At 41.2% G+C, this 17,096-nt stretch carries 16 protein-coding genes; 8 read left to right on the top strand and 8 right to left on the bottom strand.

All coding sequences use genetic code 11. From position 1 onward, the window contains the following. Positions 1-32: 32 nt before the first annotated feature. From C9J51_RS07020 to C9J51_RS07010, 3 genes are all read right to left on the bottom strand, one after another. Entirely contained in the window at positions 33-1,400 is a 1,368-nt protein-coding gene (locus tag C9J51_RS07020) for an anti-phage deoxyguanosine triphosphatase (protein ID WP_045039912.1), read from the bottom strand. Further along, a complete protein-coding gene (gene yfbR, locus C9J51_RS07015) occupies positions 1,400-1,984 on the bottom strand; it encodes a 5'-deoxynucleotidase (RefSeq protein ID WP_107180419.1) in 585 nt (194 codons plus the stop codon). Before yfbR ends, C9J51_RS07020 begins: the two co-directional genes overlap by 1 nt. A 166-nt stretch (positions 1,985-2,150) precedes the next feature. Beyond that, positions 2,151-3,365: a pyridoxal phosphate-dependent aminotransferase gene (locus C9J51_RS07010; protein ID WP_107274928.1), complete on the bottom strand. Its 1,215-nt coding sequence runs from the start codon at positions 3,363-3,365 to the stop codon at positions 2,151-2,153. A 399-nt stretch (positions 3,366-3,764) separates the two neighbouring features. Between C9J51_RS07010 and C9J51_RS07005 the strand changes: the two genes are divergently transcribed. The 5 genes from C9J51_RS07005 (at position 3,765) to menE (ending at position 10,098) form a co-directional block, all read left to right on the top strand. Continuing rightward, positions 3,765-5,099 carry an isochorismate synthase gene (locus C9J51_RS07005; RefSeq protein WP_045035714.1) on the top strand — a complete coding sequence of 445 codons (1,335 nt, stop codon included), beginning with the start codon at positions 3,765-3,767 and terminating at the stop codon, positions 5,097-5,099. After that, positions 5,096-6,829: a 2-succinyl-5-enolpyruvyl-6-hydroxy-3-cyclohexene-1-carboxylic-acid synthase gene (gene menD, locus C9J51_RS07000; RefSeq protein ID WP_181314806.1), complete on the top strand. Its 1,734-nt coding sequence runs from the start codon at positions 5,096-5,098 to the stop codon at positions 6,827-6,829. Before C9J51_RS07005 ends, menD begins: the two co-directional genes overlap by 4 nt. Next, positions 6,813-7,625: a 2-succinyl-6-hydroxy-2,4-cyclohexadiene-1-carboxylate synthase gene (gene menH / locus C9J51_RS06995; RefSeq protein WP_045039911.1), complete on the top strand. Its 813-nt coding sequence runs from the start codon at positions 6,813-6,815 to the stop codon at positions 7,623-7,625. The genes menD and menH overlap by 17 nt, the downstream gene beginning before the upstream one ends. Before the next feature lie 86 nt (positions 7,626-7,711). Continuing rightward, positions 7,712-8,686 carry an o-succinylbenzoate synthase gene (gene menC, locus C9J51_RS06990; RefSeq protein WP_045035717.1) on the top strand — a complete coding sequence of 325 codons (975 nt, stop codon included), beginning with the start codon at positions 7,712-7,714 and terminating at the stop codon, positions 8,684-8,686. Further along, positions 8,674-10,098 (top strand): o-succinylbenzoate--CoA ligase, encoded by a 1,425-nt coding sequence (menE, locus tag C9J51_RS06985; RefSeq protein WP_045039910.1) that lies wholly within the window; start codon positions 8,674-8,676, stop codon positions 10,096-10,098. The genes menC and menE overlap by 13 nt, the downstream gene beginning before the upstream one ends. A gap of 102 nt (positions 10,099-10,200) precedes the next feature. On the opposite strand, the gene C9J51_RS06980 is transcribed toward menE, so the two are convergent. From C9J51_RS06980 to C9J51_RS06970, 3 genes are all read right to left on the bottom strand, one after another. After that, positions 10,201-12,075, bottom strand: a complete 1,875-nt coding sequence (locus C9J51_RS06980; RefSeq protein WP_045039909.1) for an MFS transporter — start codon at positions 12,073-12,075, stop codon at positions 10,201-10,203. A gap of 18 nt (positions 12,076-12,093) precedes the next feature. Further along, complete coding sequence (locus C9J51_RS06975; protein ID WP_045035720.1) at positions 12,094-12,690, bottom strand: TetR/AcrR family transcriptional regulator; 597 nt, start codon at positions 12,688-12,690, stop codon at positions 12,094-12,096. A 199-nt stretch (positions 12,691-12,889) separates the two neighbouring features. Further along, the gene (locus C9J51_RS06970) at positions 12,890-13,294 is read right to left on the bottom strand and encodes an NINE protein (RefSeq protein ID WP_045035721.1); all 405 of its coding nucleotides are present in this window, start codon (positions 13,292-13,294) and stop codon (positions 12,890-12,892) included. A 408-nt stretch (positions 13,295-13,702) separates the two neighbouring features. Here C9J51_RS06970 and C9J51_RS06965 point away from each other — a divergent pair, with 408 nt between their 5' ends. Next, positions 13,703-14,587 (top strand): Tim44 domain-containing protein, encoded by an 885-nt coding sequence (locus C9J51_RS06965; protein WP_045035722.1) that lies wholly within the window; start codon positions 13,703-13,705, stop codon positions 14,585-14,587. Between the two features lie 280 nt (positions 14,588-14,867). After that, a complete protein-coding gene (locus C9J51_RS06960; protein ID WP_045035723.1) occupies positions 14,868-15,116 on the top strand; it encodes a TIGR02647 family protein in 249 nt (82 codons plus the stop codon). A 30-nt stretch (positions 15,117-15,146) separates the two neighbouring features. On the opposite strand, the gene C9J51_RS06955 is transcribed toward C9J51_RS06960, so the two are convergent. Next, positions 15,147-15,398, bottom strand: a complete 252-nt coding sequence (locus C9J51_RS06955) for a YkgJ family cysteine cluster protein (RefSeq protein WP_045035830.1) — start codon at positions 15,396-15,398, stop codon at positions 15,147-15,149. Positions 15,399-15,691: 293 nt separating this feature from the next. Between C9J51_RS06955 and C9J51_RS06950 the strand changes: the two genes are divergently transcribed. Continuing rightward, complete coding sequence (locus C9J51_RS06950) at positions 15,692-16,135, top strand: YcgN family cysteine cluster protein (RefSeq protein ID WP_045039908.1); 444 nt, start codon at positions 15,692-15,694, stop codon at positions 16,133-16,135. A 90-nt stretch (positions 16,136-16,225) separates the two neighbouring features. Here the strand turns inward: C9J51_RS06950 and ypfJ are convergent, their stop codons facing one another. Next, on the bottom strand, positions 16,226-17,092 hold the full coding sequence (gene ypfJ, locus C9J51_RS06945; protein WP_107236811.1) for a KPN_02809 family neutral zinc metallopeptidase: 867 nt from the start codon (positions 17,090-17,092) through the stop codon (positions 16,226-16,228). Positions 17,093-17,096: the final 4 nt, after the last annotated feature.

Genomic DNA, 17,096 nt, shown 5'->3' with positions numbered 1-17,096 from the left:
AATCTACTACCCGCGTGTTGTAGAGTCTCCCACTAAACTCCATGCCCCTCACTGCCTATTTCCATCATGATTGAGGGTTGAAATAGGGTATTGTAAAGCCGCTGCGAAAAGCCATCGGTCATGCTTGAAATATAATCGGCAATGATCCGCATATCATTATCACCTTTATCTACTGCTCGTTGCCAATGTTGACGAGTAGCCTCTGGTAATAACCGTTCAGGATCTGACGCAAAGGCATCAAACAATTCCATGATTAATTGCTGGCCTTTATATTCTAGTAACTGAATCTCAGGTTTTTTAACCACATAATCACTGACAAATTGTTTTAGTACATTAAGCGATTTTTCCATTGCGGGCGACAGAAATGCATTCCACTTTAATAGTGGCTCTTCAAAACTGTGTAAGCCATCTTGCAGTGTTGGTGCGATTTCAATTGAGGTCAATAAAGCATTAACTAGCGCGCCAATAGCATCTTTACGCTGGTGATGGCTAGCAAACATATGTTCGCTTATTTCACCAATACGTTGTTCTAACCACGGATCACCACATTCGGCAATTTTTGATGCGACAGCTTCTTGCCATTGTTCGCGGTTAACAATACCCATCACAATGGCATCTTCAAGATCATGGACCCCATAAGCAATATCGTCGGCTAACTCCATGATTGAACAATCAAGTGATTTAAAGCGGGTTTTATTATGCTGATGCGGTAATGGCGCGTGATTACGCATTTGCTTAAACAGTTGTCTATCATGTTCAGACAATGGCGCTAACACCCAATCAAAGACGGTTTTGTCATCATCATAAATGCCTTTCGCAGGATGCCACAGTTTGGCTTTTAAATGACGAAAGTTCATCACATCACTAGGTCGTTCTGTCGCGGTGGTTTGACTTAATAATGCCGGGTATTTAAGTAACCCTAATAACGTACGTCGCGAGAGATTCATACCGTAATGTTCGGTATAAGGTTCTAGTAAGGTGACAATACGAAAGGTTTGTGCATTACCTTCAAAACCCCCGTGATTGCGCATCATGTAATTTAATGCGACTTCACCACCATGACCAAACGGGGGATGACCAATATCATGCGCCAGACAAAGACTTTCCATTAAGCTGGTTGAGGCTAATAACGAATGAAATTGTGGTTGTTTTAATTTTAGTTGAGCCACAATGCCGGTGCCGATTTGTGAAGCTTCAAGGGAATGGGTTAAGCGGGTACGATAGAAATCGTGATTGCCAGCGCCATGCACTTGGGTTTTGGCTTGCAGACGACGAAATGCGGCTGAGTGTAAGATGCGTGCGCGATCACGTTGATAGGCCGAGCGATGATCATCACGGCGCATTTTTTGTTCGTCGCTATGACGTTGTTGCCAGCAAGGATCAATAATAAAAGCGGTCATTAGCTGATCTCATCTAGCGTTAAATTAAAACTATCAGCAAAGGTGGTAAGAAAATAGTCCATTTCTGGCGTTCTACGTGCCGTTAAGGTTTCCTCAAGGCGTTTCTTTGCTTTAGTAAATTCATGATTACCCGCACTTAATTCTTCTAAACATTTGAGATAAGCACATAGGGTATCAGCTTGTTTGACGATGGCTGCATTTTCAGGATCGAGCTTATGGCTATCAAGTAGCGGTGCATAATCCTCATGAAATTCTTTCGGTAACATTGACAGTAGTTTTTGCTCTGCGGCCAGTTCGATTTTTTTATATTCTTCGGCAATGGTGGGATTGAAGTATTTTATTGGGGTTGGCATGTCGCCCGTGATCACTTCGCTGACATCATGAAACATGCCTAATAACGCGATACGTTCAGGGTTAACATTGCCGCCAAACTTACGGTTTTTAATCAGTGCCAGTGCGTGAGCAACAAAAGCAACTTGGAGACTGTGTTCTGAAATATTTTCAGTTTCAACACTGCGCATTAATGGCCAGCGTTGAATTAAACGCATGCGTGCTAGATGCGCAAAAAAATGGCTCTTTTCCATGGGATATTTCCCTTATAGCTAAAATACTGATGGCTTGAGTATACCAATACTGTTGGCTTGGTGGGGGAATTAGTTGTGAATGGTTTAACTGTGCAAATAAAGAAAAGCCTCGATAGAAATCGAGGCTAATGAGCGGTGTTATTTAACGGTATTATTATCGTGGTTGTTATTGACGATAACTATGCAGGAAGCGCTCTAAACGCACCATTGCAAGTTCAAGATCATCAACTCGAGGTAAGGTAACAATACGGAAGTGATCCGGTTGTTTCCAGTTAAAGCCCGTTCCGTGAACCACTAAGACTTTTTCTTGCAGTAAGAAATCCATAGCAAAGCGTTGGTCATCAATAATATTGAATTTCTTTTGATCTAATTTTGGAAATAAGTACAGTGCGCCTTTAGGCTTTACACATGAAACCCCAGGGATTTGAGTCAACAGATCATAGACTTTATCGCGTTGTTCTAATAAGCGTCCGCCGGGTAAAATCAATTCATTGATACTCTGATAACCGCCCAATGCTGTTTGAATCGCATGTTGCATCGGTACGTTGGCACATAAACGCATAGAAGACAGCATTTCTAGGCCTTCAATATAGCCTTTCGCTTTATGTTTTGCGCCAGAAAGTACCATCCAACCCGCACGGAAACCACACACGCGGTATGATTTAGATAAGCCATTGAACGTAATACAGAATACATCAGGGGCTAATGGGGCAATTGAAGTATGCTTTGCGCCGTCATACAAAATTTTATCGTAGATTTCATCGGCAAAAATGATCAGATTGTGCTGACGTGCAATTTCAACGATTTCTAATAAAAATTCACGGCTATAAACAGCGCCAGTTGGGTTATTAGGGTTGATCAGTACGATACCACGTGTATGAGGCCCGATTTTTTTCTTGATATCGTCAAGATCTGGGTACCAATCAGATTGCTCATCACAGGTATAATGCACGGCGGTACCACCAGAAAGTGACACGGCAGCAGTCCATAATGGATAATCAGGAGACGGTACTAAAATTTCATCTTTATGATTGAGCAATGCTTGCATCGCCATCACAATTAATTCTGATACACCATTACCGATAAAAACATCTTCAACGTCAATGTCTAATAAACCACATTTTTGATAATGTTGAACAACGGCTTTACGTGCAGGGTAAATACCTTTTGAGTCACAGTAACCTTGCGATGTTGGCAAGTTACGGATCACATCAACCAGAATTTCATCAGGGGCATCAAACCCAAATGGCGCTGGATTGCCAATATTAAGTTTAAGTATCTTTTGGCCTTCTTCTTCCATGCGTTTAGCATGCTTAAGAACGGGACCACGTATATCATAACAAACATTATTGAGCTTGGATGACATCCCGAAATTTTGCATATAATACTTTCCTGATGATGATTTTTGGTATCCTCACAAATTACACTATAAAACCAGTTTAAAGGAACACCTTTTAGCATAAAATTTTGTAAAATAGTTTTTTGTGTTATTTCAAGCCCATACTGGCTGTGTTATCGACTAGAGTTGTTATTTAGGTTCAGCTATTTATGCTGAAATATAGCCAAAAGGAATGACGTTACTTCATTAGTCAGATGCTATCGAGTGAGGTAGAATACCCAGATTATTATTCTTTGCTGATAATTAATGCTTGTCTCGTTAGATAACCATTAAAAATATGATTATATTCAGCAAAGAACCAAGTATGTCCATGATTGGCATATTTTTATCTTTCAGCCAGGGATGAGCCGTATTGGTGATATTTAGCTGAGCGAGGTTATCTTGACTGCGTTACAACAAGCCGTTGCTTTATTGATTACTAAAATTAAACAAGCATCAATAACAACACAACGATTACTAGTGAAACTAGAACTGCCTGCCAATACTGATTTAATTGATTGGATGGCTGCTCAAACGTTATTTCCTAAATTCTATTGGCAATCTCGAGATTGTCGTGAGGAAGTGGTTGCTTTGGGGCAGGTTAAAACGTTTACCGATCCCTTAATTGCTGAACAAGTCATTACTGATGATCAGCGGGTATGGGGTGGACGTTCTTTTGATGGTCATACCGATCGTAATCGTCGTTGCCTTTCCTCTTTTTTCTTTTTGCCATTGCTTGAGATTATTCGTTTAGATGGTGAGTGGCATCTTGCCGCCAATATGAGTGACGATAAGCCACGCATGTTAGCAATGCTACAAAAAATCGAAATGCATCCTGAAGCGGTGACTGATATTGATAGTCGTATTCTAAGTCGTAGTTATAGCCCTGATTTTGATCGTTGGTCAACCATGATTGATCAAGCTTTAACAGGGATTGCGAATAATGAATTTGAAAAAGTGGTGTTGGCTCGACGGACAACATTGCAACTTGATCATCCGGTGTTACCTGCACAATTACTCAAAGCCAGTCGTGGCAGTAATAGTAATAGTTTCCATTTTTTGATGGCGCTAGATGCTGGGCATTGTTTTGTCGGCTCAACACCAGAACGATTATTTCAACGCCATGATCGCGCTTTACAAACGGAAGCACTGGCAGGCACGATTGGCCGAGGGGCGGATAGTCAAGAAGATCAACAATTGGCTCAGTGGTTGTTAGCGGATACTAAAAATCGCTATGAAAATCGTTTAGTGGTTGATGATATTGTTGGACGTTTGGTTCCACAGTGTGAGTCGATGAATGTCTCTCCTGTGCCTGAATTAGTGCAGTTACGTAAAGTGCAGCATTTAAAACGTAGCATTGATGGTCAACTTAATGATGCGGTATTGAGCGCCGATTTACTTGACAGCTTACAGCCAACCGCTGCCATTGCGGGCTTACCTCGGGATGCTGCATTACATTTTATTGCGGAACATGAACCCTTTGCTCGTGGTTGGTATAGTGGTGCTGTGGGCTATATTGGTCAACAACACAGTGAATTTTGTGTGGCGATACGGAGCGCAATGATCAGTGGCGATGATTTACATTTGTTTGCGGGTGCTGGCATTGTTCCCGGTTCAGTAGCTGACAGTGAATGGAAAGAGCTTGATCGTAAAACATCAACCTTGTGTAGTTTGTTTGAACAACCGTGTTCTGATGACGGTAAGATTATGGATAAGATGGGATATAAAAGCGCATGATACAGCCACCATTAGCAACGAGCCAATCATACCGAGCTGCATTAAATGGTTGCTGGGCAAGCTTAATGCTTGAAGAGTTAATCAGACTGGGTGTGCAACATGTCTGTATTGCGCCGGGATCTCGTTCGACACCATTGACGTTAGCGGCGGCGAAATTAACTCAGCTGACGATTCATACCCATTTTGATGAAAGAGGTTTGGGTTTTTTAGCTTTAGGTTTAGCTAAAGCATCTCAATCTCCGGTTGCCGTTATTGTGACATCGGGTACTGCGGTCGCGAATTTATTACCCGCAGTGGCTGAAACAGGGCTTACTGGTGAAAAACTGGTACTGTTAACCTCTGATCGCCCCGCTGAATTAATTCAATGTGGTGCTAATCAAGCGATTCGTCAACATGGGATCTTTTCTGATCATGTGAGCCATTTTTTAGATGTACCTAGTCCGAGTTTGGATATTGACCCTAATTGGTTGTTGTGTGCTGTTGATGATGTGATGCAGCAACAACAATTACAGGGTGGTTCGGTACATTTTAACTGCCATTATCCTGAACCACTGTATGGCGATGATGTTGATTTTAGTGAGTATCTTGCGCCTGTTGCTCAATGGCAGCAGGACGCTACACCCTATTGCCAACACCACGCAGTGCTATCTTCTGCGACAGCAACAATTGATTCGACTCAATGGCAAACATTGTGTGCTCAAAAAGGGGTGATTGTTGCGGGTCGATTGGCAGCGAGTGAGCTTAAAACGGTGCAACAATTGGCCTCTACGTTAGGCTGGCCATTGCTGGTGGATCCACAAGCGGGTGGCAGCAGTGATTTTGCAGGTTTTGATGGGTGGTTACAAAACGCTGCCTGCCAACATCAGCTTCAACAAGCACAAGTATTACTGCAATTTGGTGGTCGTATTGTTTCAAAACGGCTATTACAGCTGATTGGTCATCATGCGTGGCAGTCTTTTTTATTGATTGATCCATTAGCGGGTCGATTGGATCCCAATCATCGTCGTAGCCAACGTATTCAAGCCAATATTGAAGCGTGGGCGCAAGCAGCAATAGCCTTAAGAACAGAATCAGCATCTTCACACTGGGCACAGCCGTTGGTTGAAGCATCACAGCGTTATTTTGATATTGTGACCGCACACAGTACCCATTTTTCAGAGTTGGGATTAGCGGCAAATGTGATGGATTGGATTGAACCTCAGACCGAATTGTTTTTAGGTAATAGCATGATTGTTCGATTATTGGATATGTGCGCTAAATTACCTTTAACTGCGACATTTGCTAATCGTGGTGCATCGGGCATTGATGGTTTAATTGCGACTACCGCAGGTGTACAGCGAGCACGTAAAGCACCCTTAGTGTGTTTGATCGGCGATACTTCACTACTTTATGATCTCAATTCATTGGCATTATTACATCAACAGCAATACCCGATTGTTATTATTGTGACCAATAATGATGGTGGTGGTATTTTTGATATGTTGCCTGTGCCTGATCAGCAAAAAGATGATTTTTATCGTATGCCACATGGGTTTGAGTTTAGCCATGCGGCGGCGATGTTTGGCTTACAGTATTGCGCACCAACATCATTGGCCGCGGCTGAAACGGCGATCCGTGAAGGGCAATTACAAGCAGGCACAACTTTAGTTGAAATTAAAACCCCAGCGGGTGAAGCCGGATCAATGTTAAAGACTCTCTTTGCTGAGGTTGAGCATGCTACTTTATTCTGAAACCTTTGGAACTAAAGCCGATATTAATCAACCGACATTGGTGTTTTTACATGGATTATTGGGTAATGGTCGTGATTGGCGTTATGTCATTAGTCAGCTGTCGACAACCCACCAGTGTATTAGTATCGATTTGCCTGGCCATGGATTAAGTGCGTTTATTGATGCTGAAATGACAACCGAAGCACGAGATGGTGGCTTTGAGGCGATTCATCAAGCGTTAATGGCGACCTTAAAACAACGTGGCGTTAATGATTATGTGCTGATTGGTTATTCGATGGGCGCACGTTTAGCGATGTATCATGCGTGTGCATTGGCGGCAAATTCATCTGTATCCTCGAATGGACCCCGATTAATTAACGTGTTGCTTGAAGGTGGGCATTTTGGATTACCTGATGCTGAACGAGAACCGCGTTATCAGCACGATCAACGTTGGGCGGCACGATTTGCACAACAGCCATTGGTCGATGTATTACAAGATTGGTATCAACAACCTGTTTTTGCATCACTGACGGTAGATCAACGACAGGATTTAGTGGCTAAACGGAGTGATAATTTAGGCTCTGGAATTGCAAAAATGATGCTCGCAACGTCACTGGCTAAACAGCCACAATTATTACCTCAATTACAACAGCTTTCACTACCCATACATTATCTGTGCGGTGAGCATGATACTAAGTTTCGAAACTTAGCGTTGGCTTGTGGCTTAGCGGTAACGGTTATTGATAATTCGGGTCATAATATCCATATTGAACAACCTATTGCTTTTACGACAGCATTATTAGCCTTTCTTGATTAATCATAACGTTATAAAGTAATAAGAGACTCTGTTTTCTGGCTAGAGTATTCGTTAAATTCAGCTTTAGCACCATATAAGGAAATGTAATGCGCAGCGCTAAGTTATTTCAATACCAACTTCCAATGGATTCTGGGGTTATTTTACGAGACCAACGTTTGATTACACGTGAAGGTTGGGTGGTTGAGTTATGCCAAAATCAACAATTAGCTTATGGTGAAATTGCGCCATTACCTGAATTTAGTGTTGAAACTGCCACAGAAGCGGGCGAGCAAGCACAACAGCTACTCTCACAATGGGTTGCAGGTGAAGCACTTGATCTTGAGTCAGCTTTTCCATCGGTTGCTTTTGGCATTAGTTGTGCGATGGCTGAGTTAGCCGCAGAACTTCCGGTTATGGGTAATTATTTAGTGGCACCATTATGTTGTGGTGATCCTGATGATTTAGTGGAACGGTTTAATCAGACGCCAGGCGATAAAGTGGCTAAGATTAAAGTGGGTATGTATGAAGCCGTGCGTGATGGCATTGTGGCGAATATGCTACTTGAAGCGATTCCGGATATGCAATTACGACTTGATGCTAATCGTCAATGGACACCGCTAAAAGCACAACAATTTGCTAAGTATGTTAAGCCTGAACATCGCAGTGGGATTGCCTTTTTAGAAGAGCCTTGCCGTTTACCGAGTGACAGTTTAGCGTTTGCACAACAAACTGGAATTAATATTGCTTGGGATGAGACCGTACGTGATGCTGGGTTTGAAGTGAAAGCAGAACCGGGTGTTGCTGCCATTATTATTAAACCGACGCTAATTGGCTCTCTTGCGCGCTGTATTTCATTGATTGAGCAAGCACATGCCGTTGGATTGACCGCCGTGATTAGCTCTAGCATTGAATCAAGTTTAGGCTTAAACCAGTTGGCACGTTTAGCGCAATGGCAAACGCCTAATGTGATCCCTGGGTTAGACACTATGCAATTATTCCAAGCTCAATTGATACAGGCATGGCCTGATTGTGAATTGCCAGTGATTTCTTTATCTGAATTAGACATGGTATGGCACAAATAAAAGCAGAATTTCAAAAGTGGCCTTGGCAATATTGGGCCGAACAACGACCAACTGAGATTGCGATTGCATTAGGTGATGCAAACGCAGGGGCTGTTACGTGGAATTGGATTGAAGTTACCGCCAATATTGAAACTTATGCACAACGACTTGTGGCTCAAGGGGTCAAGCGTGATCAATTGGTTGCGGTGGTTGCGCCAAACAGTATCGACGTGTTGTGGCTGTTATTAGCCATTATTCGTGTTGGTGCCCGTTATGTTGGCCTCAATCCTAAGCTGCCTTCTAAGGCGTTAATTGAACAGTTAACGGCATTGGAAAATAATCACATCTGGTGTCCAGAGTTAGATCCGGCAGAACAATTGCCGGGGCATACGCTTTCTTTAAATCCGGCTGTAACATCTGAACGTATTATTCCTGTGATGTGGCAAGAGCACCGTCCGGTTTCACTGACGTTAACATCAGGATCGACAGGTTTACCTAAGGCGGTTGTTCATCATCCACAATCACATTTAGCCAGTGCGAGTGGGTTATTAAAGCAAATGACCTTTACCGCTGACGATAGTTGGTTATTGTCGCTGCCGTTATTTCATATTTCAGGGTTAGCGATTGTTTGGCGGTGGTTATACCGTGGTGCATGTATCGTTTTGGTGGAACCCGCATTACAACAACAAGCCTTACAATGGGTGAGCCATGCTTCATTGGTGCCAACGCAATTGCAACGCTTCCTTGATTCTGAATACGCACATCAGCACCAGTTACAACAAGTGTTATTAGGTGGTGCAACGATTCCGGTTAGTTTAACTACAGCCGCAGAACAAGCGGGTATTGAATGTTGGAGTGGTTATGGGATGACAGAGATGGCATCAACCATAACCGCTAAACGTGCTAATAGCAGTGCCGGTGTGGGGACAGTTTTACCTAATCGTGAGCTTATCTTACGTGATGGTGAAATTTGGGTGCGTGGCAAAGTCTTATGCTTAGGGTATTACCGCAATAATACGATTTTTTCGTTATTGGGTTATGATGATGACGATGATTGGTTTGCGACCAAAGATTTAGGCGAATGGCATGATGATGAATTATTTATTCGTGGTCGTGCTGATAATATGTTTATTTCCGGTGGCGAAAACGTGCAACCCGAAGATATTGAACAGGTACTATTACAACACGCTGCGGTTAACCAAGTTATTGTATTGCCAATAGATGATCATGATTTTGGCGCTAGACCAGTGGCGATAGTAACCACCGCACAACCGCTAGATAGTTATTTAGTTGATCAGTTAGTGACTTATATGTCACAAAATGTCGTGCCACATAAACGGCCGGTTCGCTATCTTTCATTACCTGACCGTTTTACCCAAAATGTAAAGGTTTCCCGTTCAGATTTGGCACAGTGGTTAGCATCACAAGTCTAAAAGTAACCGCATATTGACTAAAAGGCGAAGCATAATAGCTTCGCCTTTTTACTATGGGGGTTAATTTTGGGGGCGATCAGTCACGACTTATTTACGTTATGATTAACGTTTATCACCCCGTAATGCCATCACTTGTTGGCGTAATAATTGGCTATTGGTGGTATCTGAATGCACGCAATCACCGACAACAATAGTCACTTTTGACCAAAACCGTTTCGGCCATTTAAGTAAAGCATGCCCCCCTTCTCGGCTAAAATAGCTGCCCCACAAACCTTGTAAAGCAACGGGGATCACTTCAACACTTGAGCGCTTAATGATCAAATCAATGCCTCGCATAAAGGGCGCTATTTCGCCATCTTGTGTCAGATGCCCTTCCGGAAATACACACACAATATCGCCATTTTTTAGATCGGTAGCCACTTGAGCAAATGCAGTACGGACTGATTTACGATCATTAGCATCGACAGGAATGGCTTTGCAAGCTCGACAAAAAGTATTAATGATCGGCAGGTTGTAAATCTTTTTATCCATTAGAAAGCGAATTGGGCGAGGGCAAGCGCCCGCTAATAGCAGGGCATCCATATAGCTAACATGGTTACAAACTAACAATGTGCCTCCCTGCTGAGGAAGGTTATTAAGATTGTGATGCTGGACACGGTACATGGTGTGAGTGACAACCCATACCACGAAGCGCCAGAAAAAATCGGGGGCTTGAAAATAGATATATACCAAAACGAGCCCATTGAGTCCTGACAATAATAAGAAGAATTGAGGAATAGACAGCTGTAATAGAGATAAACAAACAATGGCAACAATGGCACTAATAACCATAAAGACCGCATTCCAAATATTATTAGCCGCAATAATTTGAGCGCGTTGATCTTCTTGGGCGCGTTGTTGCATTAAGGTATATAACGGCACGATAAAAATACCGCCAGCGACACCGAGCAATAATAGCGAGATAAAAACAGGCCATAGTGAGGGTTGTGCCACAAACGTTAAGATAGAGTCACTAACCGGAATAATACTCGGGGTCATGGCGTATAAACCAAATCCAAACAGACTGATACCAAAACAGCCGATAGGGACGATACCGGGGTCGATGCGATGGTGTGATAAGCGATCACATAACATTGAACCAATAGCGATACCGATAGAGAACAAGGTTAATAAGAAAGACACCGAGGAAGCTTGGCCACCTAAGTTGGATTTAGCAAAATTCGGAAACTGGGTTAAGTAACACGCACCAAGGAACCAAAACCAACTAATACCGATAATACACTGAAATATGATTTTATCTTGCTGGGCTATTTTCATGGTGTGGCGTGTTTGCTGCCATGGACGCCAATGAAATTTGATGTGAGGTTGACTGGGTGGTGCTGGTGGAATAGCGAGCGAAGTCACATAGCCTAAAATAGCAAAAATAATAACGCTAATGGCCGCGATATAACGACCATTGTCACTGTTCGCTATTACGCCCGCAATAATAGTGCCGAGTAAAATAGCTAAAAATGTGCCTGTTTCAACCAGTGCATTGCCTGAAACTAATTCATTTTTTTTAAGATGTTGGGGTAATAACGCATATTTAGCTGGCCCAAAAAATGCGGACTGAGTGCCCATCAAAAACAGTAAAAATAATAGCGATAGATAACTTTGGTAAATAAAAGCGATAGCGGCAAAACACATAATAATGACTTCCGCCAATTTGACGATGCGCATTATTTTAGCTTTATCATAAATATCCGCAAGAATGCCAGCAGAGGCTGAAAATAAGAAAAAAGGCAGAATAAATAATCCAGCGGCTAAATTAATTAATAAATCAGCATTAAGCGGAAGTGTGTGTACTGAAGCATAAGCAATAAAAATGAGTAGAATATTTTTATAAACATTATCGTTAAATGCCCCTAAAGCCTGTGTCAGGAAATAAGGTAAAAACCGTCGTTTGGTTAATAGGGTTGACTGAGGCTTGGGGGGCATTCTACTGTTCTCGTTAAATTATTTGTGCCATGAATTAAGGTAGGTATCTAATAAATTATTGATCAATGCTTTACCATCAACAGGGGTTGAGGTGAATAATTTATCATCAACGGTTAATAACGTAATACCATGGACGCCTGCCCAAATAACACGGCTAGCTTCAAGGACTTGTTTCTCGCTCATGTCACTATTAATTTGACCAATCAGAGCTTCTAGCATACCTGTCATATTATCAATACGATCGGTTTGCCATTCAGGAAGATCTTCGCCATTCATTGTATGTTGGAAAATTAACTGCCAGCGGTAAGGGTGTGCAGTCGCAAAATCAAGATAACAGAAAGCAAGGTTACGTAATGCTTGTTGTGAAGTGGTTGAATCACGAACACAAAGTTCAGCTTGTTGGAATAATTCATCAAGAGTTTGAGCAACGGCATGAAGGAGTAATAAATTATAGTTACCAAATACATTAACTAAAGTACTGGGAACATAGCCAATCATCGCCGCGACTTTGCGTAAGCTTAGTTCATGGTGCGGATGCTCATTGAGAAAGTTTTTCACTTGCTCAAGAGTCATATTTACCAATTCTTCGCGAGTGTGGTCATTTCTTCTTGCCATGGAATTATACTCTTTAAATGTGTTTGCAATTGTCGTAATTAGCCTAGTGATAGACTGCCTTTTTAATTATTTTAATAATTGTCGTCCTTGAGACATTATGAGAAATATCAGTTTTCCATAATGTCAGTATTGAGGCATTAAAGTGGTTTCAAGTGCTAGAAACATTAAATGCCACAATACTAATCACCAATGGTGAATTTTATGCAGTTTGTTTCTTGGTGTTTTCGAGTGATACTTGATCGTTTAGCGTCCAGAAATCGACTAAAATACCGATTAAAAAGAAGCCAAAAGTACATAGATAAAGGATACCTGTTAGCCATTTTCCCATATACATACGATGAACGCCAAATACGCCAAGGAAGGTTAACAATAGCCATGCAATATTATAATCAATCTCACCGCTAGCGAAGCGTAAATCAGATTCACGGTTCATCGATGGGATTAAAAATAAATCGATTAACCAGCCGATGCCTAATAAACCTAATGTTAAAAACCAAATTGTACCCGTTACTGGTTTGCCATAATAAAAACGGTGAGCACCAGTAAAACCAAAAATCCACAATAGATAACCCACAAATTTACTATGTGTATTGTTCTCTTGCATAGATATCTCCATTGAGAAAAATCATAATAATTAAAGAAAGTAACGTCGTTAAACAGATATTGTTAACTTTCATTGATGCTATAAAAAACAGTATATAATAATAAACGTTTACTGCGGATAATATATGGAATGATATTGGAATTTTCACCTTTTAGGTTATATTAGTTCAATTTATTGCGCATAAGTATGCACATTAAATCACTTTATGTTTAATTATATAAAGAATACCATAATATAATGCCTATATTGCTAGCGTTAGATGTCTGATTATTATGTGTTTAATGTGCTATTTTAAATAATGGTCATCAATGTTAAACGTTAGTAACAATTTTAATAGGTGATTAAATTGACATTTGGTAGCGAATAGCTACGATGCTTAGAGTTAATGACGAAGGTATATCGATTATTATGAAACGTTTTTTTACCGTATTTGCTCTTATTGTGGCGGTGTCGTTTACAGCATCACATGCAGAAGCAAAAAGATTCGGTGGTGGTAAGTCATTTGGTAAAAGCTTTAAAACCGCTCCGGTTCGTAAGCAGCAACCACAACAGACTGACACTATCCGTAAACAAAATCCAACCGCAGCATCATCGGCGAAAAAAGGCCTAATGGGTGGTTTGTTAGGTGGTCTTCTTGCTGGTGGTTTGTTAGCCGCTTTCTTTGGTGGCGCATTCAATGGTATCCAATTTATGGATATTTTGATCATTGGTGTGATTGCCTTTGTATTGTTTAAGCTGTTTAAAGCTATGCGTGCTAATAAAGGTACGCCGATGGGGCACCGTGAGTCTTATGCGGGTAACTCTCCTCGTCAGCCTCAACAACCGCAGTCTAAGCAGCAACAACAACAGTTCCGTCAAGGTGCAGCACAGCAACAGCAATCATCATCTGGTTTTGAATCAACAGATAGCGATGTGCCGTTTAACTTACCGCCAAACTTTAATATGAATGGATTCCTAAATGGTTCGCGTGATCATTATCGTATTATTCAAGGCGCATGGAACCATAACGAATTAGAAAAAATTCGTGAGTACGTGTCTCCCGCTTTATTAGTGGATTTAACTGCCGAGCGTGCAAAACTGTCTGAAGAACAACACACAGAAGTGATGTATGTTGATGCTGAACTTGTGCGTGCTGATCATGACGCAAATATGGCGCAATTAAGCATTAAGTTTAGTGGTCGTTATAAAGATAGTGTTGAAGGTGTAGAAGAAGACATTAATGATGTATGGCATTTAGAGCGTGATTTACGCAAACCTAATGCGCCATGGTTAATTGTTGGTATTCAAGCCTAATAGCGATTAATCGCTGTCAAAAAGCCGCTAATAGCAAAATTTATCATATATTATGATGGTTTTGTGAAGCGGCTTTTTTATATCCCTCAATAACTTAGGTTGTTTTTTATACAGCACTGAAACTGAATGATTGATAGATGTTCAATTTTTTGATGTGGATCTCATCTTGCTAAAGAAAGATCTTCAGATATTGATCTCTGCACCTAGTTTTCTTATCAACAAACGCTAATATTAATAATAGATTATTTATCCCACTGGGATTTTCCATAAAGAGGTGACTATGCTGTACACTCCCGATATCGTTGATGAAATGAATCTACTGGTAAAATTCCCTATGCACAGCAATATGGAAGGCATTAAGGTTCATAGCGATGCAAGTCCGGCTGTTATCTCAGCAGCACAACGTTTGTATGCGAAAGGATTAGTGACTGAAGAGGATGGAGGATATTTGACATATTCTGGCCATCAAGTGGTAGAAAAGGCTAAAAGTGCATTACGCATTCTTACTGGTACAGCAGCTAAGGAATAGCGTTATTCTTCAGTAAACGGGCAATAATAATCATTCGGTTATTTGTTCAAGCTCGGTAATAATTGTTAAGGCTTGCTCGTTGGTATTACCACAAATATCAGAGCAAGCTTTAAAATTATGGCATACCGCAGGGCGTTCAGATTTACCAAAGAGTTTACATAAGTTCTTTTCATTCAATTGCACACAACGAACACCCGCAGGTTTACCATCCAGCATGCCTGGAATCGAAGATGATATACTTGGAGCAATACAACAAGCTCCACAACCTAAACGACATTCCATCATATTTTTCTCTTTCTGCTTTATAAATTGGTTGCGCAAATTACCATTGTTAATCCTAAAAGCCAAATGACTTAATGATTTTATCGATCGTTATGATTGATAGCGTGGTTATTTTCTTATTATGACAAATGAGAATAGCTATTATTTCTATAGGTATTGATGATTAATAGGTATTTTTAATTTGCAGTTTACCGTATTGATCGCTATAAAAACCGCCTGCTTTATTTTTTGATAAGCTCATTCATTATTGTGGCGTATTTAACGACACAAATAACAATACTGGTGTAAGTATCATGACCCATTTTTGGCAACAGAAAGACTTAGCGACAATGACAGATCAAGAGTGGGAATCACTTTGTGATGGCTGCGGTAAATGTTGTCTACATAAGTTAATTGATGATGATACCGATGATATTTATTACACCAATGTTGCGTGTAGTTTGCTCGATAATCAAACGTGTTCATGTAAAGATTATGCAAATCGATTTGAGTCAGGTGAAGAGTGCCTTAAATTAACTCGTGAGCGCATTGACGAGTTTGTATGGTTACCTGAAACGTGTGCTTATCGTTTGCTAGCGGAAGGTAAACCTTTACCTGAATGGCATCCATTGATCACGGGTTCTAAAGATGCAATGCATGCTGCGGATGAATCGGTACGTAATAAAATTGTATATGAGATTGACGTGATTGATTGGGAAGACCACATCCTAAATCATCCTAATCGTATTAGTGAATAAGCGGCTAATAATCCGTTGATGTCATAAAAAATGCCCCCGTCACTGACCGTTACGGGGGCATTTTTAATTTGATTACACTCTTAGTGCAAACTATGGACGAGCAAAAGTATTACAGACTTTTGGATCGCCTGATTTAAAACCTTTTTTAAACCATGAAATACGCTGTTGTGAACTGCCATGGGTAAAGGCATCTGGCTGTACAGCTTGTCCTGCTGATTTTTGCAAACGATCATCGCCAACAGCACTGGCAGCATTGATCCCTTCTTCAATATCACCCGCATCAAGCATGCCTTGTTGATTCACATAGTGACCCCAAACACCAGCGTAGCAGTCGGCTTGAAGCTCTAACTTTACACTCAGCTTATTGGCGGTGATTTTATCGCTTCGCTGTTGTAGTTGATGGACTTTGTCACTTGTGCCAAGTAATTTCTGAACGTGGTGACCAACTTCATGTGCAATCACATAAGCAAAGGCAAAATCACCAGGGGCCCCTAATTTTTTCAATTCATTAATAAAGCCAAGATCGAGATATATTTTTTGATCCGCTGGGCAATAAAAAGGGCCTGTTTGTGCTGAGCCTGTGCCACAGCCTGTACGGGTAACATTGTTATACAGCACTAATGTCGGTGGCTGATATTTTCCCGATAATTGCTTGTCCCAGACACTTTCTGTTGTTCCGAGAATTGCGGCAACAAATTGCTTATTTTCATCGTTAGATTGTACAGTGGCTTTTTTAGCAGTATGAGATTGTTGTAAACCAAGGGAGCTGCCGCCACCAGTAAAATATTGAAAAGCCAAAAATAAGCCACCGATGACTAATATGATTCGACCTATTTTACTGCGCATCAGTAAAGGGACTAGACGCAATAAACCCGCCGCTGGCATACCAGCTTGAGCAGGGCTATCACCACGTCTATCTTCAATGTTTGAGCTTTGGCGAGAATTCTTCCAACGCATTATC

This window comes from Photobacterium iliopiscarium (assembly GCF_003026395.1).
Taxonomy (GTDB): Bacteria; Pseudomonadota; Gammaproteobacteria; order Enterobacterales; family Vibrionaceae; genus Photobacterium; species Photobacterium iliopiscarium.
Note: the sequence above shows the minus strand (reverse complement) of the source record. Positions and strands in the feature narration are given on the sequence as shown.